The following is a 25,470-nucleotide window of genomic DNA, read 5'->3' as shown; positions in this document are numbered from 1 at the left end:
GGACACGAGCCGGGGCAGCGACGCGGGGCGCGTTAACTGTATTCCTGCCCGTTGGCGTCGGAGTTTCCCGATCCGCTGCCCCGGGTGACCTCGAACACCGGCCCGAAATCGAACACCACGGGCGCTTCGTAGGGCGACTCCACGAGCGCCGGCTCGGGCCTGATGTCGATGTCATTGTCAGCCATCGGTCACCTCCAGAACTGCGATTACCAACAGTCGCATGCACTTAACGGTGCGTCAATCCTACCGGCGACCTTCCGGATCTCGCTAGGGGCGATAACCCTGGGCGTTACCCAAATCATGAGCGGGAAGTTTCTTGAATTCGATGCCCACGGGACATCCCACCGAAGGTGCGGACACCGACATACTGACGAGCTAACATGTTCAATCCGAACATGTGGCCTCATTGAGCTGAGTACCGGGGTTCCCGGTAAGCTGGCGCGCGATCCACTTCAGCTCGAAGGAGGGCGTGGGCCGTGACGTCCAGCAGTACGACCCACGACGCACGAGAACTGCTCTGGAAGCCGTCGGACTCGCTCCGCGACGCGAACCGGCGCAAGATCATCCGTGCGGTCATGGTCGAGCCGAACACGCAGGTCAACATCGCGCGGTTCACCGGCCTGTCCCAGGCCACGGTCTCCGGCCTGGTCAACGAACTGGTCGGCGAGAACGTCCTGCGGGTGGACAGCGGCGGCGACAACGAGCGCGGCAAGAAGCTGCGGGTCGGCGCCGTACGCGGGGTCGCGGTCGGCATCGAGGTCAACCACAACGGCCTGACGGTCGCCGCCCGCCGGGTGGACACCTCCTCGGTGGAGTACGAGACCGCCAACTTCGGCGCCGAACAGGGCGACAACGCCTGGGTGCGCGAGAGCGCGCGGCTGATCAGGGACCTGGCCACCAAGACCGGCCTGGACGCCGAGCACGTGGTGTCGATCGGCCTGGGCATCCCGGCCGCCATCGACCCCCGGACCGGCATGGTCACCCAGGTCGCGTCCTCACTGGACTGGGACCTCAGCGGCAACCCCCGGCACCGGTTCAGCGACCACTTCCCGCACGTGCCGGTGATCGTGGACAACGAGGCCAACCTGGCCGCCTACGGCGAGTACGTCTACGGCGCCGGCCGCTCGGTGGAGTCCATGTACTTCATCAAGGCCTCGACCAGCATCGGCTCCGGGCTGATCACCAACGGTGCCATCTACCGAGGCCGCCACGGGCTGGCCGGCGAGATCGGGCACGTCACGATGGACCCCCAGGGCACGGTCTGCCGCTGCGGCAACCGGGGCTGCCTGGACACGATCGTCGGCGGGAACCGGCTGGTGGAACAGGTTCGGCAGGCCTACACCGGCTACCGGGTCGACCTGCCGACCAGCCTGGAGGGCATGATCGAGCGCGCCAAGCGCGGCGACCAGGTCTGCACCCGCATCCTGCAGGACGCCAGCCGCGACATCGGGCTCGCGCTGGCGCGGGTCGCCAACCTGCTCAACCCGGACATCATGGTGCTCGGCGGCGAACTCGGCCGCGCGGCGGACCTGCTGGTCGGTCCGGCCACCAACGAGATGCAGTTGTTCTCACTGCGCGGCATGTACGACCACGCCGCGCCGACCAAACTCGTCGGCTCGGAGCTGGGACTGCTGGCTGGTGCGCAGGGCGCACTGGCGTTCGCCCTGCGCGTCGACTCGACCGTTGCGGTTTGACCCACCGGTAGATACGAAGCCAAAGACCCTTGACTTCGATTCGAAGAGTCGTACCCTTTCGTCATACCCTTGTGCGGGTGGGCCACGAGTCGAGGGGGCGCCATGAGACTGCGAATTCCACTGGCCGACCAGCCGGCGACGGGCCGCCGCGCGGGACGGCCGCGACAACACCGCTGGTCACGACCTCAGCGAAAGCCACCGCTGTCATGGACGTGACCCCGCAACGTCCCCACCCGGCCGAGTTCCCGCCCGACGGTCCGCCCGGCCGTCCGCGCCGCGCCAGCCTCGGCATTCGCAACTTCCGGCCCACCAGCGCCCGACTGGCCCTGCTGGGCGAGTCCGCCAACCAGCTGTGGCGGCGGACGGTTAACCCGCAGCCAGTCAGGGTTCAGTCCGAAGCCGGGCCGTTCCGCACGGTCGACACCCACCGGGTCGTGCTGGTCGCGGTGCACACGGTCGCCAGCCTGATGCGGCTGGAGGACATCGTCCCGCTGCTGGAGATCGACCGGCGGGTGCAGCTGGTCTACACCCAGGTCCCCGACCAGCTCGGCCACGGCGTGCACCAGCGACTACAGGCGCTGGACGTGAAGGTGATCCCGTGGGAGGAGGCCCAACGCCAGGACTTCGACCTGGCGATCTCGGCGAGCCTGCACCAGATGGAACGGGTCAACGCCACCTTCCGGTTCGCCGTCCCGCACGGCGCCGGGTTCAACAAGCTCTGGCCGCTGACCGACTGGAACGGCGACAAGAACGACCGTCCGGTCTACGGCCTGGACCGCCGCTCGCTGCTGCGCAACGGCCGGCGGGTGTTCGACGCGCTGGTCCTGCCGCACCAGGACAACCTGAACACGTTGCGCCGCCAGTGCCCGGAATCGCTGCCGGCGGCGGTGCTGGCCGGCGACCCGTGCCTGGACCGGCTCACCGCCTCGCTGCCCGACCGGGACCGCTACCGGGAACTGCTCGGGGTGCGGCGCGGCCAGGTCCTGGTCGCGGTGGCCTCCACCTGGGGGCAGCGGTCGCTGTTCGCGACCCACCACGAGTTGCTGGTGCGGCTGCCGGCGGAACTGCCGGCCAACCACCGGGTGATCGCCACGCTGCACCCGGCGATCTGGGCCGAGCACAGCGCCCGCCAGGTCAGGGCCTGGGTGCGGGAGGCGCGCGACGCCGGGGTCGACCTGATCGACGTCGGCGAGGACTGGCGGGGGCTGGTCAGCGCGGCCGACCTGCTGATCGCCGACCACAGCTCGATCTCGGTGTACGCGGCGGCGGTCGGGGTTCCGCTGCTGCTGAGCCATTTCGCCGCCGACGAGGTGGCGCCGGACTCGATCATCTCGGAGATCGCGAAGGTCAGCCCGATCCTCGACCACGCCCAGCCGCTCTACGAACAGCTCTACAGCGCGCGGATGACCTCGTCGGTGCAGTGGGTCGCGGCGGCCGAGCGGGTCTCGGCGGCGCGCGGCTCGTCGGCGATGATCCTGCGCCAGAGTCTCTACGAACTGCTCGACCTCACCGAGCCGGATCTTCCGGTGCAGTGGGCCAAGGTGCCGGCCCCACGGACGGTCAAGGACATCGACACGGTCTGAGTCACGATCTGAGTCGGACAGTCCGGAACCGGGTCCGGAACCGGGTCCGGAACCGGTTTCGAAATTATCCACCGAACTCTTGTCGCCTTGGTCTAGACCATGGCATTCTTTGTTGTCACGGACAACAAACCTAGTTCGTCGGTGGTGACACAGATGTCCTCACGCCCCTGCATTCGACGACTTCCCGCCATCATCGGCGCCCTCGCCTCGGCCGTTCTGGTCAGCACGCTGACCACCGGCACCCAGGCCCAGGGCGCCCCCGTCCCCCAGCCCGATCCCGGCACGACCGCCGTGACGTTCGCCGACGAGTTCAACGCGGCCGCCGGCGCCCCCGTCGACGGCTCCAAATGGCAGTTGGAGACCGGCGACAACGTCAACAACCACGAACGGCAGTACTACACCAACTCCACCCGCAACGCCGCGCACGACGGCCAGGGCAACCTGGTCATCACCGCCCGGCGGGAGAACCCGAACAACTACCAGTGCTGGTACGGAACCTGCCAGTACACCTCCGCCCGGCTCAACACCGCCGGCCGGTTCACCCAAACCTACGGCACCTTCGAGACCCGCCTGAAGATGTCCCGGGGCCAGGGCATGTGGCCCGCGTTCTGGATGCTGGGCAACGACATCGGCAACGTCGGCTGGCCGCAGAGCGGCGAGATCGACATCATGGAGAACGTCGGGTTCGAGCCGAACACCGTGCACGGCACCCTGCACGGCCCCGGCTACTCCGGCTCGGGCGGCATCGGCGCCGGCTACTCCATCGGCAGCCCGTTCGCCGACGGCTTCCACACCTTCAAGGTCGAGTGGTCACCCAACCGCATCGTCTGGTCGGTGGACGGAAACGTCTACCAGACACGGACCCCGGCCGACCTCGGCGGCCGCCAGTGGGTCTTCGACAAGCCGTTCTTCATGATCCTCAACCTGGCCGTCGGCGGCTACTGGCCCGGCGACCCGGACGGCAACACCCCGTTCCCGAACACCCTGACCGTCGACTACGTGCGGGTCACCAACGACACCAGCGGCGGCGGTGGCGACGGCTCGGCGATCCGCGGCCTGGGCGGCAAGTGCGTCGACGTCGCCGGGGCCAGCAGCGCCAACGGCACCCCGGTACAGCTCTACGACTGCAACGGCACCGCCGCGCAGCGCTGGACGGTCAACGGCGACGGCTCGATCCGGGCGCTGGGCAAGTGCCTGGACGTCACCTCGGGGTCCACCGCCAACGGCGCCAAGATCCAGCTGTGGGACTGCAACGGCAGCGGCGCCCAACGCTGGACGGTCAGCGGCGCGCGGGACATCGTCAACCTCGCGGCCAACAAGTGTCTCGACGTCACCGACAACAGCTCCGCCAACGGCGCCCGGCTCCAGATCTGGGAGTGCGCCGGCACGGCCAACCAGAAGTGGACGGTCGGGTAGGAACATCCGGATCGCCACTGCGCCGGCGATCCGCTGCCGAGGGCGGCCCGGGAGTCTGGACCCGGGCCGCCCTCTCTTTCTCAGGCCGGTTGGGTGATGTCGACCATCCAGGGGACGCCGTAGCGGTCCACCAGCTGGCCGAACTCGTCACCCCACATCTGCTTGTCCAGGGCGACGTTCACGGTGGCACCGTCGGCGAGCTTGTTCCAGTAGCCGCGCAGCGTGTCGGCGTCGTCGCCGCTGACGCTGACCGTGATCGTGTTGCCCGGCTCGTGGGTCATGCCCGGTGGCGTGTCCGAGGCCATCAGCGTGAACCCGTTGTCGGTGACCAGCGAGGCGTGCATGACCTGGTCGGCGATGGCGGCGTTCTGGTCGCCGAACTGGCCGAAGGTGTTGACGGTCAGCTCGCCGCCGAACACGCTCTGGTAGAACTCCATCGCCGAGCGCGCGTCGCCGGTGAAGTTGAGATAGGGGTTGAGGCGGGAAGTCATGATCGCTCCTCTCGAGCGGGTGTCCCGCCGGCAACCCTACGCCTGTTCCAGCAGGACGCTGAACGTCTGCTCGCGGAGGAACAGTTCGTAGGAGGGCAGGGTTCCCGGCCCGCAGGAGGCCGTGCCGATGCCCTGGTGTCCGGCGTCGAGGGACAGCTCCACCGTGGAACCCGGGGTCAGCTCGACACGGTGGCGGGCGGCGTCCAGCACGGCCGGGGTCCAGCGCGTGAGGCCAAGGCCGAAGCGCGGCAGGCCGGTGATCCGCAGACCCCGGCCGGTGGCGTCGGTGACCGTGGCGTGCCGGACCTCGCCCCGGCGGCCGTTCTCCTGCGGTCGGACGTACGGCGTCGCCAGTTCATCCACAGTAGACTCGAAGGTGCCGACCCGGTTGGCGAACCCGGTGTCCGGATAGGACTCGCCGGGGCCGGGCCCGTACCAGCGCACGCGGTCCAGTTCCGGCGGCAGGGTCAGGCACACGGCGATCCGGGCGACCGGTTCCGGCCAGTCGCCTTCGGGTTCGAGGTGCACGCCCAGCAGCAGCCCATCACCGACCGGAGTCCACTCGTAGGTGACGCGCACGCCCCGGTCGGTGCCGGCGGGGGCGACCCGGACGCGGGTCACCAGGGTGTCGCCGACGTCGACGGCGTCGAGGCGGTGGGTCAGCCGGTGCAGGCCGACGGCCGACCAGGTCTCGTGCAGGCGGGCGCCCCGGTCGTTGTCGGTGGGGGCGCGCCACAGGTCCAGCCGTGGAGCGCCGACCGGGATGCCGGCGAAGGTCGTGAGCTGGCCCCGCCGGTCGAACTCGGCCGGGCCGAAGGAGATGCCCTCGTCGGTCCGTTGTGGACGAACCGAGGTCGGTGTGGTGGGGACGTCCGGGGCAGCGGCGAGCAGGTGCTGGGCCCAGGCGACCTCGTGGCCGGCCGGGGCCCACGGCGTGTCGACCGAGAGCACGGCGCGCACGGTCAGCCAGGTCTCCCCGGTGAACGCCGGCCACTCGGGTAACGCGGCACCGCCGCCGCCCGGCGGGACACGCAGGGTGCCGGTCGAACCGTCCGGCAGGGTCCACTCGAAACGCAGACGGGACAGGTCACCGCGCTTGGGCGTGATCGTCACCTGGTCGCCGGTGAAGGCGAAGGCGACCGGCTCGTAGGCCTTGTGCACGTCCAGCAGACCGGGCGACGGGGTGCGGTCGGGGAACAGCAAACCGTCGATGACGAAGTTCCCGTCGTGCACCGGCTCGTCGTAGTCACCGCCGTAGGCGAACTCGTGCACCGGGTGGCGCAGGCCGTGGTCGATCCACTCCCAGACGAAACCGCCGGCACAGCCCGGGTTCTCGTCGAACAGGGCGACGTACTCGGCCAGGCCGCCCGGGCCGTTGCCCATGGCGTGCGCGTACTCGCACTGCACGAACGGCAGTGGGCCGTGGCTGAACCGCTCGGTTTCCTCGTGGGTGGCGTACATCCGGCTGTGCACGTCCACATAGGCACAGTCGGCGTCGCCCTCGTAGTGCACCGGGCGGGACGGGTCGCGGTCACGGGTCCAGTCGGCCATGGCCGCCAGGTTCGACCCGGTGTGGCTCTCGTTGCCCAGCGACCACAGCACGATGCTCGGGTGGTTCTTGTCCCGCTCGACCGTGCGCCGCATGCGGTCCAGGTAGGACTCCCGCCAGGACTCGTCGGCGGACGGGTTGTTCCGCCAGCCGACGAAGGTGAAGCCGTGGGTCTCCAGGTCGCACTCGTCGATCACCCACAGGCCGTACTCGTCGCACAGGTCGAGGAAGGCCGGGTGCGGCGGGTAGTGGCTGGTGCGCACGGCGTTGATGTTGTGCCGCTTCATCAGCAGCACGTCCTCTCGCATGGTCTCCACCGGCAGCGCGCGGCCGTGGTCGGGGTGGAACTCGTGCCGGTTCACCCCGCGCAGGTGCAGCGGCTCACCGTTGACCAGCAGCACACCGTCCACGATGGACACCGTGCGGAACCCGATGCGCAGCCGCACGGTCTCCCCGGACGAGGTGACCGTCGCGTCGTAGAGCGTCGGGTTCTCCGCCGACCACGGCCTGACCGGCACGGTCACCGGCGCCCCGGTCGGCACGGCCGCCAGACCCAGGCCCGGCACCGCCACGGTCGCCGGCACCGGGGTGTCCACCCGCAGCGTGCCCAGGCCGGTGGTGTGGTCGAAGTCGGCGTGCACGAACACGTCGTCCAGCCCGCCGGTGGGGCGCACCAGCAGGGTGACCGGGCGGAAGATCCCGGGCAGCCACCACATGTCCTGGTCCTCCAGGTAGCTGCCGGCCGACCACTGGTGCACCCGCACGGCCAGCACGTTGCGGCCCGACCGCAGCAGCGCGCCGACGTCGAACTCGGCCGGCAGGCGGCTGCCGGTGAACATCCCCAACTCGGCGCCGTTGAGCCAGACCCGCGCACACGAGTCGACCCCGTCGAAGCGCAGCACGACGTCCTCGCCGGCCCAGTCCGCCGGCAGGTCGAACACGCACCGGTAGTCGCCGGTCGGGTTGTCGGTCGGCGGGTGCGGCGGGTCGAGCGGGAACGGGTAGACGACGTTGGTGTACGCGGGGGCGCCGTGGCCGTGCAGCGGCCAGTGCGCGGGCACCGGCAGCGTGTCCCAGCCGGTGTCGTCGTAGGCCGGGGTGGCGAACTCGACCGGGCCGTCGGCCTCCGGCAGCAGGCGGAACCGCCAGTCGCCGCCGAGGTCGAGGCGGGGCGCGTCGGAGTCCAGGGCGGCGCGCGGCGCGCGCAGACCGGACGTTGGCTGGTGGTCGGCGTAGTAGGTCACACGTTCTCCGTGAACTCGTGTTCGGCGGCGAAACCGAGCAGGGTCCGCGCCACGGTCAGGTCAACCGGCGTCGAGCGGCCGGGAAGCGGTGCGCGCCGGGGGACTCCCGGCAGGAACCGGTCGAGCAGGTCCTCGGTCGGGTGCGCGCAGAGGGTGTCCGGCGCGGCGAGGAACATCGGGTGGCAGCCGGTGAGCGGGACGGTCGAGGCGAGCCAGCAGGCCCGCGCGGCGTCCCGGCTGTCCAGGTAGGTCCACAGCGAACAGACGCCCCGCACCGGGTCGCGGGTGAACAGCGCGGCCAGGTCCGCCGGTTCGGCGCTGCCGGGGAAGACCAGGTACGGGAACCGCAGCGGGGTGACGGTCAACCCGTGTGCCAGGGCGGCCATCGCGGCGGTGGCCTCGTCGGCCTGTTTGGACAGTGCGTAGGGGTCGGCGACCTGGAGCGGGGCCCGCTCGTCCAGCGGCAGGTAGGGCGGGACGAGCGTACGGGGGCCGAAGGGCAGGCCGGTGACCGAGAAGCTGCTGGCGATCACCGCGCGGGTGACCCCGGCCCTGGCGGCCTCGTCCAGGACGGTGAACGTGGCGGCGGTGTTGGCGGTGAACACCTCGGCGCCGGGGTGCGCGAGCGGTGTCGGGATGGCGGCCAGGTGGTAGACGGTGTCCACACCGGAGAGCGCCGCGCGCACCAGGGCGGGGTCACCGGCGTTGCCCTGGAAGGACTTCTCGGCCGGGCCGGCGGGCTCGGCCCGGTCGAGCGCGACGGCCGGCACACCGCGCGCGGCGAGGTCGGCGAGCACCACCCGCCCCAACCGTCCGGCCGCCCCGGTGACCAGGACGCGGTGTGGCTGGTGGCTGTTCATCGGTCGCCAGCATAGTTCCCGACGGTGCCCAGCAGCCTGCGCAATACCGGCGCGCGGTTGTCCGGCGACCACGCCAGCGCCATCTCCCACGGCGGCAGGTCGTCGGTCAGCGGCCGGAACACCACGGCCCGCCCGTCGCTGGGCGGGGTCGGCGAGATCAGCAGCGACACCCCGAGCCCGGCGGCGACCAGCGCGACGATCGTCTGCACGTCCAGGGCGCCCTGCACGATCGCCGGGGTGAAGCCGGCGGCCAGGCAGTGGCCGACGATGCGGTCGTGGACCGACGGCCCGGAGTCGCGGGTGTAGAAGACGAAGTCCTCGCCGGACAGGTCGGCCAGCGCCAGCCGGTCGCGGCCGGCGAGCGGGTGGTCGGCGGGCAGCGCGGCGACCAGCGGGTCGACCGAGACCGTGCGGGTGGCCAGGCCGGGTTCGTCGAAGGTGGGGCGCAGCAGGCCGGCGTCCAGGGTGCCCTCGCGCAGGGCGCGTTTCTGCGCGAGCGTGGTCATCGCGGTGGCCTGGACCTCGACGTCCGGGCAGGCCCGGCGGAACGCGGTGAGCAGCCGGGGCAGTGCCAGGAAGGTCGCCGACTGGACGAACCCGACCCGCAGCAGGCCCAGTTCGCCCCGGTGGGCGCGGCGGGTGCCGTCGACGAGCGTGTCGGCGCGGCGCACCAGGTCGGTGGCGCCGGCGAGGAACTCCGCGCCGGCGGGGGTGAGCGTCAGGCGGCGGTGGGACCGGTCGAACAGCGGCACGCCGAGGTCGCGTTCGAGGGCGGCGAGTTGGCGCGAGAGCGTCGGCTGGGTGACGGCGAGGCGTTCGGCGGCCCGGCCGACGTGCAGTTCGGCGGCGATCTCCAGGAACGCGCGGACGTGTCGTAACTCCACGACCGGTGATGATGCGTCATCGGCATGGATGGTGTCGAGATCCGGCATTGGACGTATCGATGGGCGCTGCCTACCGTCGGCGCCGTGCGGACAATCGAACTGGGGCGCACCGGCGAGCGGGTCAGCCAGCTCGCCCTCGGCGCCATGCTGATGGGAACGGCCACCGACGAGGAGACCTCCCACCGGATCCTCGACGAGTACCTCGACCTCGGCGGGTCCTTTGTGGACACCGCGAACTGCTATGCCTGGTGGAACGCGCCCGGGGACATCGGTGGCGAGAGCGAGCGGCTGCTCGGCCGCTGGCTGGCCACCGGACGTCGCCGGGACAGCGTTTTCCTGGCGACCAAGGGCGGCGCGTGGGTCGCCGACCCCGAACGCTGGCGCCCCGAGGCCGACCGGGCGGAGTACTCCGGCGCGCGCGTCGCCACCCTGCGCCGCGAGCTGGAGGAGAGCCTACACCGGCTGGGCACCGACCACGTCGACCTGTACTACGTGCACGTCGACGACCTGACCACACCGCTGGAGGAAACCCTCGACGCGCTGGCCGGGCTGGTCGCGGCCGGCAAGGTCCGCCACCTCGGCTGGTCGAACGTGCGGACCTGGCGGCTGGAGCGGATCCGGGCGCTGTGCGAGCGCCACGGCTGGCCCGCGCCGGTCGCCGTGCAGCAGCAGCACAGCTACCTGCGGCCCACCGGGCCGACCGGCACGCGCGGGGTGGTCGTCGGCGAGGAACAGCTGGACCACCTGCGGCACAACCCGGAGCTGACACTGGTGTCGTACTCCCCGCTGCTCAAGGGGTCCTACAGCTACCCGGCCAAGCGGACCCCCGCGCAGATGGCCGCCTACCGGGGCCCGGCGAACGAGGCCCGGCTGGCGGCGGCCGAGCGGGTGGCGCGGGATCTGGGCGTGACGCCCAACCAGGTCGTGCTGGCGTGGCTGCTGCGCCAGACCTCACCGGAGTCGGTGACGCTGATCGGGCCGAGGACCCACGACCAGGCGCGGGAGTCCTTCGCCGCGCTGGACCTCGACCTCACCGACGTCCACCTCAAGACCCTGGACACCGCCGGCGGCTGAGCCCCTCAGAACCCGAGGCGGCGCAGCATGACCGGCAGACCATCGGGCCCGATCGACTCGGCGACCAACCCGGCGAACGCGGCCCGGTAACGGGCGACGTCCACGGGCGAGTCGTAGTGGTAGCCGCTGACCATGGTCTCCTCGTAGACGGCGGTGGGTTCGTCGCCGAGGCCGAGGCCGGGGAAGGTCAGCAGGGTGAACGGCCCGGGGTGGCGGGGCGCCTCGACGGGCAGGATCCGGACCTCGACGGTGGGCCGCCGCGTCAACGCGACCAGATGGTCGACCTGGGCGCGGACCACGGCGGGCTCGCCGACCGGCCAACGCAGCGCCACCTCACCGATGACCAGTGTCACGGCGGGGGCGTTGTCGTCGAGCACGGCCCGCTGCCGGTCGGCGAGCAGCGCGAGCCGCTGGTCGAGGTCCTCGGGCGGGGTGTCGGTGGCGCGCAGCAGGGCGGCGGCGTAGTCGGGGGTGCTGGCGAGCTCGGGGACGTGCTGGGGGTCCCAGACCTCGATGCGCTCGGCGACGGTCTCGCCGCCGAGGAACAGGGTGCGGTAGGCCGGGATGGCGTCGGCGGGGTGCACGGACCACCAGTCATGGCCGGCGCGGGCGCGTTCGCGCAGGTCGAGGAAGGCGGGGATGCGCTCGGGGCAGCCGTAGTGGGCCAGCAGCTTCTCCAACTGCAACCCGCTGGGCAGCGACCGGGCGGTCTCGATGTGACCGATGGTGGGCACGCTGGCCCGGATCACCGACGCCGCGTCCTCCCGGCTGATCCCCGCCCGCTCGCGCAGCGTGCGCAGTCCCGAGGCGACCTGATGTTTCAACGCGGTCCGAGTCATGCCGTCGACCTTTCCGTAGTGTGCTCGATCTGTCATCACTCATTCGAAGGACTTCCGACCTGAGAGGGCTCGAATGTAGAGTCCTACAAATGAGTGCACTACCGGCCAGCCCCTCACGACCCTCGACCGGGGAGGACTACACCGTGATCGAACCGCCCGCGGTCGACCACTCGGTCCAGCTCTCGTCGTGGGTCGGCGTCCCGGCCGACGCCACCATGGAATGCCGGATCAACCCCCACCGCGACTTCGAGTTCACCGTCGGCACCTGGCAGGTCGGCGTGGAGTTGGTGTTCGAGCGGCACGCCCTCCAGCGGTTCGTCGACCTGGCCCAACGCGCGCTCGCCCAACCCGAACGCGGCGACCCCAAGGGCGAGCGCGTGTTCGCCAGTCCTCTCCCCTGATTCCCCCACCGATTCCCGCACGTCGGCGTGCCGGGTGACCCACGGTCCCCGGCACGCCGGCCCGTCCCCCTCCGGACGCGAACCGGTACACCGTCAGCGTTTCCCGAGCCGGACGCACCGTAGATCGCTTACCCGAACGGCCCAGGCGACGGCGAACAGCGCACGGTCAGCGACCTCGCCCGTCCCGGCGAAAACCACTCGAGTGCCGAGGAAGTCTCCCCGAGTGGAGCAGTGGACTTGCGCTACGCGAGCCATTGCCGCCCCCCTCTCACTGCACCCAGTGATTATTTCCCTGGTTTCTCCCGATGCCCCACTCCGGCGGGTACTCACCCTGTTGGGCGACTTTTCGGGCCATGATCAATGGTGTTAGTTTTGCCCTGCTCGAAAACCTTCCCCATTTATTTCCCACCCTTAGGCAAAACAAAGCAACGATTGGTGGTGTGCGTTGTGACGGTGACCGAACCAGTGGCGCCCGACGTCGACCAGAACGGGAACAGCCAGCAGAGCCTGGCGACGACCGCCGCGCGGAATCTCGCGACGACGAAGAAGTCCGTTCCGCAGATGCAGGGCATCACGTCCCGCTGGTTGCTCCGCATGCTCCCCTGGATCGAAGTCTCCGGCGGCACCTACCGGGTCAACCGCCGCCTCACCTATGCCGTCGGCGACGGCCGCGTGACCTTCGTCAACACCGGCAGCGACGTCGCGGTAATTCCCGCCGAACTGGGCGAGCTGCCCATCCTGCGCGGCTACGACGACCTCGATGTCCTGACCACTCTGGCCGACCGTTTCGAACAACGCGAATACGCCGCCGGGGACGTCATCGTCGAGTTCGGACATGAATCCAATCAGGCATTCCTGATCGCCCATGGAAAAGTGAACAAAATTGGTGCCGGGCATTACGGTAACGACACCAGTCTGGGCACGCTGGCCGACGGCGACCATTTCGGCGCGGAAACCCTCGCCGACCCGCAGAGCATGTGGGAGTACACGGTCAAGGCCATCACGCCGTGCACCGTCCTGATGCTCCCCCAGAACGCGTTCGACGAGCTCCTCGACCAGTCCGAGACGCTGCGCACCCAGCTGGAGCGCTTCCGGACCGGCCAGCTCGCCCCCCGCAACCCGCACGGCGAGGCCGACATCGAGCTCGCCTCCGGCCACAGCGGCGAGCCCGACCTGCCGGCCACCTTCGTCGACTACGAACTCGCCCCGCGCGAGTACGAGCTGTCGGTCGCCCAGACGGTCCTGCGCGTGCACAGCCGCGTCGCCGACCTCTACAACGAGCCGATGGACCAGGTCGAACAGCAGCTGCGACTGACCATCGAGGCGCTGCGCGAGCGCCAGGAACACGAGATGGTCAACAACCCGGAGTTCGGCCTGCTGGCCAACGCCGACCTCGGCCACCGCATCCAGACCCGCTCCGGCCCGCCCACCCCCGACGACATGGACGACCTGCTCTCCGTCGTCTGGAAGCAACCGTCACACTTCCTGGCCCACCCGCGCACCATCGCCGCGTTCGGCCGCGAGTGCAGCAAGCGCGGCGTCTACCCCGAGTCCGTCGACGTCGGCGGCCACCGCGTGCCGGCCTGGCGGGGCGTGCCCCTCTTCCCGTGCAACAAGATCGCCGTGTCCCCCACCCGCACCAGCTCGGTCATGCTGATGCGCGTCGGCGAGCAGCAGCAGGGTGTCGTCGGCCTGCACCAGACCGGCCTGCCCGACGAGTACCAGCCGGGGCTTTCCGTGCGGTTCATGGGAATCAGCCCGAAGGCCATCGTGTCCTACCTGGTCAGCGCGTACTACTCGGCCGCGATTCTGGTGCCCGACGCGCTCGGCGTCCTGGAGAACGTCGAGCTGGGCCGGGAGGACTGACCAGCCGTGACCATCGAGACCGACGTACGGATCGAGGCCACGATCCGCCGCAGCCTCGGCACCGAGGCCGCACGCAACCTCACCACCACCACCAAGACCGTCCCGCAGATGCGCGGCATCACCCCGCGCTGGCTGCTGCGCATGCTGCCGTGGGTCGAGGCCAAGGGCGCCACCTACCGGGTCAACCGCCGCCTCACGCTCACCGTCGGCGACGGCCGGCTCACCTTCGTCAACGTCGGCGACGACATCCGGGTCGTCCCGGCGGAACTGCGCGAGCTGCCGCTGCTGCGCGAGTTCACCGACGACGCGGCCCTCGACGCGCTGGCCCAACGGTTCACCCAGCAGCGCTTCGAGCCGGGTGAGGTGATCGTCGAGCGGGGCCAGGCGCGTGACCGGCTGTTCCTGCTGGCGCACGGAAAGGTCCAGAAACTGGGCACCGGCTCCTACGGCGACCCGGTCGTGCTCGACGTGCTCGCCGAGGGCGCCTACTTCGGCAACGAGGTGCTCGCCGGGTCGGCCGACGAGTGGGACTTCACCGTCAAGGCGGTCACCCCGGTCACCGTGCTGGTGCTGGCCGCCCAGGCCTTCCAGCAGATGAACGGCCAGTCCGACAGCCTGCGCGAGCACATCGCCGCCGAGCTGGCCAGGCCGGACCGGCCGAGCAACAAGCACGGCGAGGCGTCGATCGACCTGTCCTCCGGGCACGCGGGCGAGGTCGACCTGCCGGGCACGTTCGTCGACTACGAGCTCACGCCACGCGAGTACGAGCTGTCGGTCGTGCAGACGCTGCTCAAGGTCCACTCGCGGGTCGCCGATCTCTACAACGACCCGATGAACCAGACCGAGCAGCAGATCCGGCTGACCGTCGAGGCCCTGCGCGAACGCCAGGAACACGAGATGGTCAACAACCGGGAGTTCGGCCTGCTGCACAACGCCGACCTCAGGCAGCGGGTGTTCACCCGCACCGGCCCGCCGACCCCCGACGACCTCGACGAGCTGCTGTCCCGGCGGCGTCGGTCGGACCTGTTCCTGGCCCACCCGCGCACGATCGCCGCGTTCCGCCGCGAGTGCACCGCGCGCAAGCTCTACCCGGCCAACATCGACGTCTCCGGCTCCACGGTGCAGTCCTGGCGCGGCGTGCCGATCCTGCCGTGCGACAAGATCCCGGTGACCGACGACCACCTCAGCTCGATCATCGTGATGCGCCTGGGAGAGCAGGAGCAGGGCGTCATCGGCCTGCACGAGACCGGCATCGACGACGAGGTGTCGCCGGGCATGAACGTGCGGTTCATGGGCATCGATGACAAGGCGATCATCTCCTACCTGGTCAGCGCGTACTTCTCGTGCGCGGTACTGGTTCCCGACGCGCTCGGTGTGCTCGAGCACGTCGAGGTCGGTCGCTGACATGGCCGCGCCGGAGCTGCACCCCGGTGCGTCCTACGCCCAGGAGACGCTCGCCTGGAGCCGGGCGATGATCGACCCGGCGCTGCGGGCGGCGGTGGACACGCTGCCGGAGTCGATGCGCCGGATTTCCGGCTACCACCTCGGCTGGTCCGACGAGCACGGCGAGGAGGTGACCGCCCCGGCCGGCAAGGCCATTCGGCCGACACTGGTCCTGCTGAGCGCGGCGGTCACCGGCGGCTCGCCGCGTGAGGCGGTGCCGGCGGCGGTGGCGGTGGAGCTGGTGCACAACTTCTCGCTGCTGCACGACGACGTGATGGACGGCGACGCGACCCGCCGGCACCGGCCGACCGCCTGGCGGCTGTTCGGGGTCGGCGCGGCGATCCTGGCCGGCGACGCGATGCTCACCCTGGCGCTGGACGTGCTCGCCGCCAGCGGGCACGCCGAGTCGGGGCGCGGCATGCGAATGCTCTCGGCGGCGGTGCAGGACCTGGTCGACGGGCAGAGCGCGGACATGGACTTCGAGCAGCGCGACACCGTCGAGCCGGCCGAGTGCCAGACGATGGCCGCGCACAAGACCGCCGCGCTGATCGGGTGCTCGTGCGCGCTCGGGGCACTGTTCGGCGGGGCGAGCGACACCGCGGTCGGCCGGCTGCGCACCTTCGGCGAACACCTCGGGCTGGCCTTCCAGCACGTCGACGACCTGCTGGGCATCTGGGGCGACTCGGCGGTGACCGGCAAGCCGGTGTTCTCGGACCTGCGCAACCGCAAGAAGTCCCTGCCGGTGGTGTTCGCCATGGCCTCGGACTCGGCACCCGGGCGGGAGCTGGCCGCGCTCTACGGCCGGTCCGGTCCGCTGTCGGACGAGGAGGTGGCGCGCGCGGCGTCACTGGTGGCCGACGCCGGCGGCCGGGACTGGAGCCAGGCCGAGGCCGACCGGTTGCTGGCCCACGCCCTCGACCAGCTCGACCACGGCGACCACGGCATCGCCGCCACCGAGCTGGCCGCGCTGGCCCGCCTGGTGACCCGCCGCGACCACTGATCGACCCCTTCGCGTACGAGCAGGAGACCGTCATGTCATCCCCGGTTCCCCACACGGTGCTGCTCGCCGCCCCGCGCTCGTTCTGCGCGGGCGTCGAGCGGGCGATCGAGATCGTCGAGCACGCGCTGCGCCGGCACGGCGCTCCCGTGTACGTGCGCAAGCAGATCGTGCACAACACCCACGTCGTCGCCGAGCTGGAGGAGCGCGGGGCGGTGTTCGTCGAGGAGCTGGACGAGGTTCCGGCGGGGGCGACCGTGGTGTTCTCCGCGCACGGGGTCTCCCCCGCGGTGCGCGCCGACGGCGAGCACCGGGGCCTGGACGTGATCGACGCGACCTGTCCGCTGGTGACCAAGGTGCACACCGAGGCCCGCCGGTTCGCCGCGCGTGGCGACACCGTGCTGCTGATCGGCCACGGCGGCCACGAGGAGGTCGAGGGGACGCTGGGCGAGGCGCCGGAGCGCACGGTGCTGGTCGAGGACGTCGCCGCCGCGCACTCCGTCGAGGTGCCCGACCCCGAACGGGTTTCCTACCTGACCCAGACCACGCTGGCCGTCGACGAGACGGTCGAGATCGTTTCCGTGCTGCGTCAGCGTTTCCCGGCGCTGCGCGGTCCGGCGTCGGACGACATCTGCTACGCGACGACCAATCGTCAGGAGGCGCTGAGCGCTGTGGCACGAGAAGCTGATCTCGTGCTCGTCGTCGGCTCGGCCAACTCGTCGAACTCGGTGCGCCTGGTGGAGCTGGCCCGTCGTGGCGGCACGCCCGCGTACCTGGTCGACGACGCATCGGCGATCCGTGCCGAGTGGCTGGACGGGGTGTCGGTGGTCGGCCTGACGGCCGGCGCGTCGGCCCCGCCCCGGTTGGTGGACGAGGTGATCGCCGCGCTCGGCCCGGTCGAGGTGGTCGAGCGGACCACGGCGACCGAGACCGTGCACTTCACCCTGCCGCTGGCGGTACGACCGTGACCGCGCTGGCCGACATCCACACGCCGGCCGACCTCGCCGGGCTGTCGGCCGGGCAACTGTCGGACCTCGCGGCGCAGGTGCGGACGTTCCTGGTCGACCGGGTCGAGACGACCGGCGGGCACCTCGGGCCGAACCTGGGCGCGGTGGAGCTGACGATCGCGCTGCACCGGGTGTTCCGCTCGCCGCACGACGCGCTGCTGTTCGACACGGGCCACCAGGCCTACGTGCACAAGCTGCTCACCGGGCGCCGCGACGGGTTCGCCGCGCTGCGCCAGTCGGGCGGCGTGTCCGGGTACCCGTCGCGCACCGAGTCGCCGCACGACCTCGTGGAGAACTCGCACGCCTCCACCGCCCTGTCCTACGCCGACGGGCTGGCCAAGGCGTTCGCCCTGCGCGGCACGGCCGACCGGCGGGTGGTGGCGGTCGTCGGCGACGGCGCGCTGACCGGCGGGATGTGCTGGGAGGCACTGAACAACCTCGGCGCGGCGCCGGACCGGCCGGTGGTGGTCGTGCTCAACGACAACGCCCGCTCCTACGACCCGACGGTCGGCGCGCTGGCCGGGCACCTGCGGGCGCTGCGCACCGGCCCGACCGCCGGCAACCTGTTCACCGATCTCGGCCTGGACTACCTTGGGCCGGTCGACGGGCACGACGTGGCGGCGCTGGAGTCGGCGCTGATCCGGGCCCGTGACCTGCATCGGCCGGTGGTCGTGCACTGTGTCACCGAGAAGGGCCGGGGTCATCCGCCGGCCGAGACCGACGAGGCCGACCGCCAGCACACCATCGGCCCGCGCACCACCGCGCCGGCCGGCGAGTCCTGGACCTCGGTGTTCGCCAGCACCATCGAGCAGTTGGGTGCCGAGCGGCCGGACCTGGTGTGCCTGACCGCCGCGATGACCCAGCCGACCGGTCTTGGCCGGTTCGCCAGGCGGTTCCCGGAGCGGGTGTTCGACGTCGGGATCGCCGAGCAGCACGCGGTCACCTCGGCGGCCGGCCTGGCGATGGGCGGGCTGCACCCGGTGGTCGCGGTGTACGCGACGTTCCTGTCGCGGGCGTTCGACCAGGTGCTGATGGACGTGGCGCTGCACCGGCTGGGGGTCACCTTCGTGCTGGACCGCGCCGGGGTCACCGGCCCGGACGGCGCCAGCCACCACGGCATGTGGGACGCCTCGATCCTGCCGGTGGTGCCGGGGCTGCGGATCGCCGCGCCCCGCGACCCGGCGCGGCTGGTGGAGTTGCTGCGGGCGGCGGTGGCGGTGCGCGACGCGCCGACCGTCGTGCGTTACCCGAAGGCCAGCGTCGGCCCCGACATCCCCGCGGTGCGCCGCTTCGGCGGCTGCGACGTGTTGCGCGAGCACCCGGACGCGCGGGTACTGCTGGTGGCGGTCGGACCGCTGGCCGGCGTGTGCCTGGACGCCGCCGAGGAGCTCGCCACCCATGACGTGCCGGTCACCGTCGTCGATCCACAATGGACAGCACCCCTGGATCCGTGCCTGCTCAAGCTGTCCGCCGCGCACCACTTGGTGCTGGCGGTGGAGGACACGACGGTGACCGGCGCGCTCGGCGGCCGGCTGGCCCAGGCGCTGGCCGCGGCCGGCGAGCCGACCCGCGTCGCGACGTTCGCGCTGCCGGGCGCGTTCCTGCCGCACGCGTCCCGGTCGGAGATCCTGCGCGCGCACGGACTCGACGCCGCCGGCATCACCACGACCGTCCTCAAGCGACTGTCCAGACCGAACCACCCGGAGGTAACTCGATGACCCTGGTCGATCTCGGCATTCCGGCGGCACGACCAAGCCCCCCGCGACGGGTGAGCCGGCAGCTGATGGTCGGTTCGGTCCCGGTCGGTGGGGACGCCCCGGTCTCGGTGCAGTCGATGACCACGACGGTGACCGCCGACGTGGACGCCACGCTCCAGCAGATCGCCGAGCTGACCGCCGCCGGCTGCCAGATCGTGCGGGTGGCGGTGCCCTCGGCCGACGACGCCGACGCGCTGCCCGCGATCGTGGCCCGCTCGACCATCCCGGTGATCGCCGACATCCACTTCCAGCCGCGTTACGTGTTCGCCGCGATCGACGCCGGCTGCGCGGCGGTGCGGGTGAACCCGGGCAACATCAAGAAGTTCGACGACCGGGTGGGCGAGATCGCGCACGCGGCCAAGGCCGCCGGGGTGTCCATCCGGATCGGCGTGAACGCCGGCTCGCTCGACCCGCGCGTGCTGGAGCGCCACGGGAAGGCGACCCCGGAGGCGCTGGTCGAGTCCGCGTTGTGGGAGTGCTCGCTGTTCGCCGAGCACGGGTTCGACGACCTGAAGCTGTCGGTCAAGCACCACGACCCGATGGTGATGATCGCGGCCTACCGGCAGCTGGCCCAGCGCTGCGAGTATCCGCTGCACCTGGGGGTGACCGAGGCGGGGCCCAGGTTCCAGGGCACGATCAAGTCGGCGGTGGCGTTCGGGGTGCTGCTGGCCGAGGGGATCGGCGACACGATCAGGGTGTCGCTCTCGGCGCCGCCGGTCGAGGAGGTCAAGGTCGGCACGGCGATCCTGGAATCGCTCGGCCTGCGCCCGAAACGGCTGGAGATCGTGTCCTGTCCGTCGTGCGGGCGCGCACAGGTCGACGTGTACCGGCTCGCCGAGCAGGTGACCGCCGCGTTCGAGGGTTTCGAGACGCCGCTGCGGGTGGCGGTGATGGGGTGTGTGGTCAACGGCCCCGGTGAGGCGCGCGAGGCGGACCTGGGGGTCTCCTCGGGCAACGGCAAGGGGCAGATCTTCGTGCGGGGCAAGGTGGTCCGGACGGTCCCGGAGAGCCAGATCGTGGAGGCGCTGGTCGAGGAGGCGCTCAATCGCGACTGGAGTGAGACCGGGGAGGCGTCGTGAGCGGAGCCTGCGGAGCGAACCATCAGACACAGGGCGACCGCGAAGGGGCGTCGTGAGTATCTATCTGTCAGGTTTGTTGTGGGTGGCCGGGGCGGCGGCGGTGGCCGGGTTCGGGGCCTACCTCATTCGGCGGCTCGGGTCGGCCGAGGGCACGGTGGAGAACAACGACGCCGCCGGCCAGGTCTTCACGCTGGTCGGCGGTTTGCAGGCGGTGTTGGTCGCGTTCGTGCTGATCTCGCTGTTCGACGACGCGGCGGCGGCCGAGGACGGGTCCTACACCGAGGCGGACAGCATCGTGGCGGCGGTGTGGGCGGCCGAGGCGTTCCCCGACCAGACCCAGGCCGAGATCACCGACCAGGCGCGCCGGTACGCGCTCACCGTCATCGACGAGGAGTGGCCCCGGATGCGGGAGGGCGCGGAGGTGAGCGACCAGGGTTGGCAGGAGCTGTCGGACCTGCGCAGCCTGGTGTCCGGCGCGCCGGCGTCCGACGAGTGGAGCATCGACCAGAAGAACGAGGCGTCCGACCAGCTGTGGGCGGCCTACCAGGCGCGCCAGGACCGGCTGAACACCGCGGCCGGCGGCGGCGTGAACCCGGTGGTGTGGTTCGCGCTGGTCGCCGGGGCGGTCATGTCGCTGGGGCTGCCGCTGCTGTTCGGCGGGCCGCGTCCGGCCACGCACATCGTCATCGTCGCCACGCTGGCCGCGACGATGACGTTGCTGCTGTTCGCGACCTACCAGTTGCAGAACCCCTACGGCGGCAGCGCCGAGGTCGACCCGACCGCGTTCGTCGCGGCCCTGGACCGACTGCGGTGACCACCGGGGCGCGCATCGTGGCGGCGGCCGCGGCCCTGGCCGTGGTCACGGTCACCCTGGCGGGGGTGGCCGAGCGGACCAGCGCGGCGGCCGGCGAACCGGACGACGCCCGGCGTCCGCCGCCGACCCGTCCGTGGCCGTGGCCCGAGCCGACGGTTCCGGTGCCGACACCGCCGACGGTTCCGCCCCCGGTGCCGCCGCCGGTCCCGCCGCCGGCGACCACCCCGCCGCCCCTGCCCGAGCCGGAACCGGAGCCAGAACCCGCGCCCGCGCCGGTACCGCCGGTCAACACCCCGCCGGCCGAGCAGCCGGTGCCGGCGCCCACCCCGGCGCCCACGCCGACGACGCCCGCCCCCACGCCCGCCCCCCTGTACCGCGACGGCGACGAGACTCCGCCGGCGGTCGGCATCGGCGGGGTGCGGGCGGAGACCGAACGCAAGCGCCGCTGGGCACTGACCGTGCTGATCCTGGTGGTGGCGGCCGGAGCCGCGGCCGCCCGCAACATGCGGCGACACTGAGAAAGCGAGCACTGTGACCGGGCGCGGGCCGCTCAGGCAGGGTGCAGCCAGTCGAGCGCGACGGTCGCGGTCCAGGACTGCTGCTGGCTGCCCAGCGGTTCCCCGGTGAGCGGGTGGTAGTACTCGCCGAACGTGCCGTCCTCGACCAGCCGTAGGCACTCGGTGCGTAACCGGGCCGCCTCGGCGGTCCAGCCGTGGTGTTCGAACGCCCAGCCGAACAGCCAGGCGATCACCGGCCACACCGGGCCGCGCCAGTACTCGCGGGCGCGGAAGGCCGGGTCGTTGGGCGAGACCGACGGTGGGATGGCGGCGAACAGGTCGGGGTGGCCGGCCCAGTCCGGTCCGAGGATCGTGGCCAGCATGCGGTTCTCGTCGGCCGCCGGCAGGCCGCCGCACAGCAGTGGGGCGAAGCCGGCGAGGGTGGCGGTGGACAGCCAGGTTCCGGCGCGCAGGTCGTAGTCGCGGGCCAGGCCGGTGGCCGGGTCGTAGGCCGAGGCGACGGCCACCCGGGAGCGCCGCGCCCAGCCGCGCAGCTGCCGGATCCGCCACGACGGCTGGCCGCTCTGTTCTCCCAGTGTCGCGAGGACCTCGCTGGCCAGGGCGAACAGTGCGGTGACGAACACGTCGCCGACCAGGAAGCTGGAGGTGCGTACGACCTGGTCGGCGTCGTAGCGGACCTTGCGCATCTGCTCGACCAGCCACAGGTACCGGTCGTACTCGGCGTCGCTGGGGCGTTCGGCCGCCGCCGCGACCCGGCGGTCCAGACGTTCGTAGGGCGGTAGGTCGGGGCCGGGAATGACGGCGGCGTAAGGGAGATCCCAGCGCGGCGAGTTGTCCATACCGGACTCCCAGCCGTGGGTGATGGCCAGCAGGCCGGTGCCGTGCGGGTCGCGGTGGCGCACGAGCCACTCGTGCCAGCGGTAGAGCTTGGGCCAGCCGTCGGTGAGCAGCCGGTCGACGGCCGGGGACCCGCCGCCGATGTCGACGATGCGCCGCAGGGCGATCGCGTGTACCGGTGGCTGGCAGATCCCGGAGGTGCGCGGCGAGTCGGGGGCGTCGGCGTTCAGTTCGGCGGCGCCCCAGCGCTGCGGTCCGGGGAAGTAGCCGCCGTCCTCGGAGAACACGATGTGCGGCAGCATCCCGTCGCGCCACTGGGCGGCGAACAGGGTCTCCAGTTCGCGGACGGCGCGGTCGACGTTGAGGTGGGCCAGGCCGATCGAGATGAACGCGGTGTCCCAGCTCCACATGTGGGGGTAGAGCCGGGGCGCGGCGGTGATCATGGTGCCGTTGTCGTTGCCGCCCAGGGTCCACGCGGCGCGGGCGGCGAGCTGGACCGAGTCGAACCTGCGGCGGGCGGGTCGCACGGGGCCTCCACGTTGCGCCATCCAGACTTATGTCTAATAATTGAACATAAGTGATGGTTACCAATTTAGGCGGCCCCAGTGGATGACGTCAACCGGCGGACCGGGACGGGCTCGGCGGCCTCGCCGGGCAATGTTGTCGCCGTGTTACGCGACCTCGGCCCGGTCACCCGCCAGCAGCTCCAGCAGCACCTTGGCCTGTCCCGGGCGACCCTGGTCGAACGGCTGGACGTGCTGGCCCGCCACCGGCTGGTCACCACCGTCGGCCTGCGCGCCTCCAGCGGCGGGCGCCCCGCCCAGCTGCTGGCCGTCGACCGGACCAGCCGGGTCGCGGTCGTCGGCGCCGTCGGCGCCACCCTGGTCAGCGTCGGCGTGGCCGACCTGCGCGGCACCGTCCTGGCCGAACGCACCGAACGGCTGCCCCCCGGCCACACGCCGGACGACGTGCTGCCCTGGCTGCTCGACACCGCCCGCGACCAGCTGCGGACCCTGGGCCGCCAGGGCGACCTGGCCGCCGCCGGCCTCGCCGTGCCCGGCCAGATCGACCAGCGCACCGGGATCTCGGTCATGCCGCCGACGATGACCGCCTGGCGCGACCAGCCGCTGCGCACCCCGCTGGCCGAGGGCCTGTCGGTCGACGTGCAGCTGGAGAACGACGCCAACGCCCTGGCCTACGGCGAGTACCTGGCCGCCGACGCGCCCCGGGCGACGGTCCTCGGCGTATCCGTCGGCTCCGGGATCGGCGCCGGCGTGGTCATCGGCGGGCGCCCGCACCGGGGCGCCACCGGCTGCGCCGGGGAGATCGGCCACATCCGCATCGAGGACCGCGAGGAGCGCTGCACCTGCGGGCGGCACGGCTGTGTGGCCGCCCTGGCCAGCGGCACCGCTCTGGTCCGCCGGCTGCGTTTCGACGGCGTGCGCACCATCCCGGACGTGATCCGCCGGGTGAGCACCGGCGAGCAGTTCGCCTCCGACCTGGCCCACGAGGCCGGCCGGCTGGTCGGCACGGTGCTGGCGACCGTGGTGACGATCCTCAACCCCGACCTGGTCCGGGTCGGCGGCGAGATCGGTTCGCTGCCACCGTTCCTGGCCGGGCTGACCTCGACACTGCGCGAGCAGGCGCACGAGGTCGCCGCGCGCGGGCTGGACATCGGGCCGGCGGTCCTGGGCGAGCGCGCCCAGCTCGTCGGGCTGGCCGGGCTGGCGGCGGAGGCGGTGCTGGCGCCGGCGGCGGTCGACCGGCTGGCCGCCGGCTGACCACCCTTTGGACCACAGTCTCCTTGCGGTTCGGCGACCTAATGTAGTCGGTGACGATCACCGCAGGAGGTACGCATGTCCTACGACGTGTCCGAGGTCCGGGCCCAGTTCCCCGCTCTGGCCGAGGGCGCCGCCCACTTCGACGGACCCGGCGGGTCCCAGTCACCGGTCGCGGTCGCCGACGCCGTCGCCGGCGTGCTGCGATCGGCCGTCGCGAACCGGGGAAGCGTGACCCGCGCCGAGCAGCGGGCCGACGAGATCGTGCTGGCCGCCCGGCAGGCCACCGCCGACCTGGTCGGCGGTGTGCCGGGCGGCGTGGTGCTCGGCCGCAGCATGACCCAGCTGACCTACGACCTGGCGCGGGCGCTGGCCAAGAACTGGGGCCCCGGCGACGAGGTCCTGGTGACCCGCCTGGACCACGACGCCAACATCCGCCCGTGGGTGCACGCCGCCACCGCCGCCGGCGCGTCGGTGCACTGGGCGGGCTTCGACCGCGACAGCGGGGTGCTCTCGGTCGAGGACGTCGCGGCGGCGATCACCCCGCGCACCAGGCTGGTGGCGGTCACCGCCGCCTCCAACCTGCTCGGTTCCCGCCCGGACGTCGCCCGGATCGCCGCCGCCGCGCGGTCGGTCGGCGCGCTGACCTATGTGGACGGTGTGCACCTGACAGCACACGACCTGGTGTCGGTCACCGAACTGGGAGCGGACTTCTACGTCTGCTCGCCCTACAAGTTCCTCGGCCCGCACCTGGGGCTGCTGCACGCCGACCCCGAGCTGCTGGCCCACCTGCACCCGGACAAGCTCCTGCCGGCCACCGACGACGTGCCGGAGCGCTTCGAACTCGGCACCCTGCCCTACGAGTCGCTGGCCGGCACCACCGCGGCCATCGACTTCCTGGCCGGGCTGGTGCCCGGCGCCGGCACCCGCCGCGAACGGCTGACCGTGTCGCTGGCGGCGCTGGCCGAGCACGAGGCCGGGCTGCTCGCCCAGCTCGACGCCGGCCTGGCCGAGATCCCCGGCGTGCGGCGACTGGGCGACCCGGACCGCGTCCGGACCCCGACGACGTTGTTCACCGTGGACGGCGTCGCCCCCGCCCAGGTGCACCGGGAGCTGGCCGAGCAGAACGTGAACGCGCCGGCCGGCAGTTTCTACGCCCTGGAGTGTGCGCGCTGGCTCGGTCTTGGCCCCGAGGGCGCGGTGCGCGCCGGGATCGCCCCCTACACCGACGAGTCGGACGTCGAGCGACTGGTCAAGGGGGTCACCGGCATCGCGACCAGGCGTTAGAACCGGCTCCGGCGGGGAATCCCTCGGTCACGACAGGCGCCAGGACGCGGGG

22 protein-coding genes are annotated in these 25,470 nt (G+C 71.7%); 15 read left to right on the top strand and 7 right to left on the bottom strand.

Annotated elements, in window-relative coordinates:
* Nucleotides 1-32: 32 nt before the first annotated feature.
* Complete coding sequence (locus BLA60_RS43145) at nt 33-185, bottom strand: hypothetical protein (RefSeq protein WP_154814280.1); 153 nt, start codon at nt 183-185, stop codon at nt 33-35.
* A 291-nt stretch (nt 186-476) separates the two neighbouring features.
* Here BLA60_RS43145 and BLA60_RS11420 point away from each other — a divergent pair, with 291 nt between their 5' ends.
* The 3 genes from BLA60_RS11420 to BLA60_RS11410 all read left to right on the top strand — a co-directional run bounded on the left by BLA60_RS11420 (nt 477) and on the right by BLA60_RS11410 (nt 4,693).
* Nucleotides 477-1,694 carry an ROK family transcriptional regulator gene (locus BLA60_RS11420; RefSeq protein ID WP_075132792.1) on the top strand — a complete coding sequence of 406 codons (1,218 nt, stop codon included), beginning with the start codon at nt 477-479 and terminating at the stop codon, nt 1,692-1,694.
* A gap of 212 nt (nt 1,695-1,906) precedes the next feature.
* A complete protein-coding gene (locus BLA60_RS11415) occupies nt 1,907-3,277 on the top strand; it encodes a CDP-glycerol glycerophosphotransferase family protein (protein ID WP_162292942.1) in 1,371 nt (456 codons plus the stop codon).
* 153 nt (nt 3,278-3,430) lie between these two features.
* Nucleotides 3,431-4,693 (top strand): glycoside hydrolase family 16 protein, encoded by a 1,263-nt coding sequence (locus BLA60_RS11410; RefSeq protein WP_075132791.1) that lies wholly within the window; start codon nt 3,431-3,433, stop codon nt 4,691-4,693.
* A gap of 80 nt (nt 4,694-4,773) precedes the next feature.
* Here the strand turns inward: BLA60_RS11410 and BLA60_RS11405 are convergent, their stop codons facing one another.
* From BLA60_RS11405 to BLA60_RS43140, 4 genes are read right to left on the bottom strand one after another with little or no spacing between them, the layout of a single operon-like run.
* Entirely contained in the window at nt 4,774-5,184 is a 411-nt protein-coding gene (locus BLA60_RS11405) for a VOC family protein (protein WP_075132790.1), read from the bottom strand.
* A 36-nt stretch (nt 5,185-5,220) separates the two neighbouring features.
* A complete protein-coding gene (locus BLA60_RS11400; RefSeq protein ID WP_075132789.1) occupies nt 5,221-7,977 on the bottom strand; it encodes a glycoside hydrolase family 2 TIM barrel-domain containing protein in 2,757 nt (918 codons plus the stop codon).
* Nucleotides 7,974-8,837 (bottom strand): NAD-dependent epimerase/dehydratase family protein, encoded by an 864-nt coding sequence (locus BLA60_RS11395; protein ID WP_075132788.1) that lies wholly within the window; start codon nt 8,835-8,837, stop codon nt 7,974-7,976. Before BLA60_RS11395 ends, BLA60_RS11400 begins: the two co-directional genes overlap by 4 nt.
* On the bottom strand, nt 8,834-9,721 hold the full coding sequence (locus BLA60_RS43140) for a LysR family transcriptional regulator (protein WP_075132787.1): 888 nt from the start codon (nt 9,719-9,721) through the stop codon (nt 8,834-8,836). The genes BLA60_RS11395 and BLA60_RS43140 overlap by 4 nt, the downstream gene beginning before the upstream one ends.
* 84 nt (nt 9,722-9,805) lie before the next feature.
* Between BLA60_RS43140 and BLA60_RS11385 the strand changes: the two genes are divergently transcribed.
* Nucleotides 9,806-10,795 (top strand): aldo/keto reductase, encoded by a 990-nt coding sequence (locus BLA60_RS11385; protein WP_154814278.1) that lies wholly within the window; start codon nt 9,806-9,808, stop codon nt 10,793-10,795.
* A 5-nt stretch (nt 10,796-10,800) separates the two neighbouring features.
* Here the strand turns inward: BLA60_RS11385 and BLA60_RS11380 are convergent, their stop codons facing one another.
* Nucleotides 10,801-11,634 carry a helix-turn-helix domain-containing protein gene (locus tag BLA60_RS11380; protein WP_075132785.1) on the bottom strand — a complete coding sequence of 278 codons (834 nt, stop codon included), beginning with the start codon at nt 11,632-11,634 and terminating at the stop codon, nt 10,801-10,803.
* Between the two features lie 89 nt (nt 11,635-11,723).
* On the opposite strand from BLA60_RS11380, the gene BLA60_RS11375 reads away from it, so the two are divergent.
* From BLA60_RS11375 to BLA60_RS11340, 9 genes are all read left to right on the top strand, one after another.
* On the top strand, nt 11,724-12,035 hold the full coding sequence (locus BLA60_RS11375) for a hypothetical protein (RefSeq protein WP_154814277.1): 312 nt from the start codon (nt 11,724-11,726) through the stop codon (nt 12,033-12,035).
* A gap of 447 nt (nt 12,036-12,482) precedes the next feature.
* Nucleotides 12,483-13,901 carry a family 2B encapsulin nanocompartment shell protein gene (locus tag BLA60_RS44780; RefSeq protein ID WP_075132783.1) on the top strand — a complete coding sequence of 473 codons (1,419 nt, stop codon included), beginning with the start codon at nt 12,483-12,485 and terminating at the stop codon, nt 13,899-13,901.
* Between the two features lie 6 nt (nt 13,902-13,907).
* Nucleotides 13,908-15,305, top strand: coding sequence for a family 2B encapsulin nanocompartment shell protein (locus BLA60_RS44775; RefSeq protein WP_245811938.1), 1,398 nt, complete (start codon nt 13,908-13,910; stop codon nt 15,303-15,305).
* 1 nt (nt 15,306) lies between these two features.
* On the top strand, nt 15,307-16,344 hold the full coding sequence (locus BLA60_RS43125; protein WP_154814275.1) for a family 2 encapsulin nanocompartment cargo protein polyprenyl transferase: 1,038 nt from the start codon (nt 15,307-15,309) through the stop codon (nt 16,342-16,344).
* 32 nt (nt 16,345-16,376) lie between these two features.
* Complete coding sequence (ispH, locus tag BLA60_RS11360) at nt 16,377-17,309, top strand: 4-hydroxy-3-methylbut-2-enyl diphosphate reductase (protein WP_154814274.1); 933 nt, start codon at nt 16,377-16,379, stop codon at nt 17,307-17,309.
* On the top strand, nt 17,306-19,066 hold the full coding sequence (locus BLA60_RS11355) for a 1-deoxy-D-xylulose-5-phosphate synthase (RefSeq protein ID WP_075132782.1): 1,761 nt from the start codon (nt 17,306-17,308) through the stop codon (nt 19,064-19,066). The genes ispH and BLA60_RS11355 overlap by 4 nt, the downstream gene beginning before the upstream one ends.
* Complete coding sequence (ispG, locus tag BLA60_RS11350; RefSeq protein WP_075132781.1) at nt 19,063-20,184, top strand: flavodoxin-dependent (E)-4-hydroxy-3-methylbut-2-enyl-diphosphate synthase; 1,122 nt, start codon at nt 19,063-19,065, stop codon at nt 20,182-20,184. The genes BLA60_RS11355 and ispG overlap by 4 nt, the downstream gene beginning before the upstream one ends.
* Nucleotides 20,185-20,236: 52 nt before the next feature.
* Complete coding sequence (locus BLA60_RS11345) at nt 20,237-20,998, top strand: bestrophin-like domain (RefSeq protein ID WP_075132780.1); 762 nt, start codon at nt 20,237-20,239, stop codon at nt 20,996-20,998.
* Nucleotides 20,995-21,516: a hypothetical protein gene (locus BLA60_RS11340; RefSeq protein WP_075132779.1), complete on the top strand. Its 522-nt coding sequence runs from the start codon at nt 20,995-20,997 to the stop codon at nt 21,514-21,516. Before BLA60_RS11345 ends, BLA60_RS11340 begins: the two co-directional genes overlap by 4 nt.
* Nucleotides 21,517-21,548: 32 nt before the next feature.
* On the opposite strand, the gene ggh is transcribed toward BLA60_RS11340, so the two are convergent.
* Nucleotides 21,549-22,880 (bottom strand): glucosylglycerate hydrolase, encoded by a 1,332-nt coding sequence (gene ggh, locus BLA60_RS11335; protein ID WP_245811937.1) that lies wholly within the window; start codon nt 22,878-22,880, stop codon nt 21,549-21,551.
* A gap of 141 nt (nt 22,881-23,021) precedes the next feature.
* Here ggh and BLA60_RS11330 point away from each other — a divergent pair, with 141 nt between their 5' ends.
* Together BLA60_RS11330 and BLA60_RS11325 are read left to right on the top strand one after the other, a co-directional pair.
* Nucleotides 23,022-24,134, top strand: coding sequence for an ROK family transcriptional regulator (locus BLA60_RS11330; protein WP_245811936.1), 1,113 nt, complete (start codon nt 23,022-23,024; stop codon nt 24,132-24,134).
* 75 nt (nt 24,135-24,209) lie between these two features.
* Nucleotides 24,210-25,418 (top strand): cysteine desulfurase-like protein, encoded by a 1,209-nt coding sequence (locus BLA60_RS11325; protein WP_075132776.1) that lies wholly within the window; start codon nt 24,210-24,212, stop codon nt 25,416-25,418.
* The last annotated feature ends 52 nt before the right edge of the window (nt 25,419-25,470 follow it).

It is taken from the genome of Actinophytocola xinjiangensis, from assembly GCF_001921215.1.
In the GTDB taxonomy this organism is placed as follows: Bacteria; Actinomycetota; Actinomycetes; order Mycobacteriales; family Pseudonocardiaceae; genus Actinophytocola; species Actinophytocola xinjiangensis.
The sequence above is the reverse complement of the archived record's forward strand: the minus strand, read 5'-3'. Positions and strand labels throughout refer to the sequence as shown.

Bases quoted from the DNA above. Each gene is read 5' to 3' on its own strand.
- BLA60_RS11380 (WP_075132785.1), bottom strand. From the start codon at position 11,634: ATGACTCGGACCGCGTTGAAACATCAGGTCGCCTCGGGACTGCGCACG.
- BLA60_RS43145 (WP_154814280.1), bottom strand. From the start codon at position 185: ATGGCTGACAATGACATCGACATCAGGCCCGAGCCGGCGCTCGTGGAG.
- BLA60_RS43125 (WP_154814275.1), top strand. From the start codon at position 15,307: ATGGCCGCGCCGGAGCTGCACCCCGGTGCGTCCTACGCCCAGGAGACG.
- BLA60_RS11375 (WP_154814277.1), top strand. From the start codon at position 11,724: ATGAGTGCACTACCGGCCAGCCCCTCACGACCCTCGACCGGGGAGGAC.
- BLA60_RS11405 (WP_075132790.1), bottom strand. From the start codon at position 5,184: ATGACTTCCCGCCTCAACCCCTATCTCAACTTCACCGGCGACGCGCGC.
- BLA60_RS11395 (WP_075132788.1), bottom strand. From the start codon at position 8,837: ATGAACAGCCACCAGCCACACCGCGTCCTGGTCACCGGGGCGGCCGGA.
- ispH (WP_154814274.1), top strand. From the start codon at position 16,377: ATGTCATCCCCGGTTCCCCACACGGTGCTGCTCGCCGCCCCGCGCTCG.
- ispG (WP_075132781.1), top strand. From the start codon at position 19,063: ATGACCCTGGTCGATCTCGGCATTCCGGCGGCACGACCAAGCCCCCCG.
- BLA60_RS11325 (WP_075132776.1), top strand. From the start codon at position 24,210: ATGTCCTACGACGTGTCCGAGGTCCGGGCCCAGTTCCCCGCTCTGGCC.
- BLA60_RS11410 (WP_075132791.1), top strand. From the start codon at position 3,431: ATGTCCTCACGCCCCTGCATTCGACGACTTCCCGCCATCATCGGCGCC.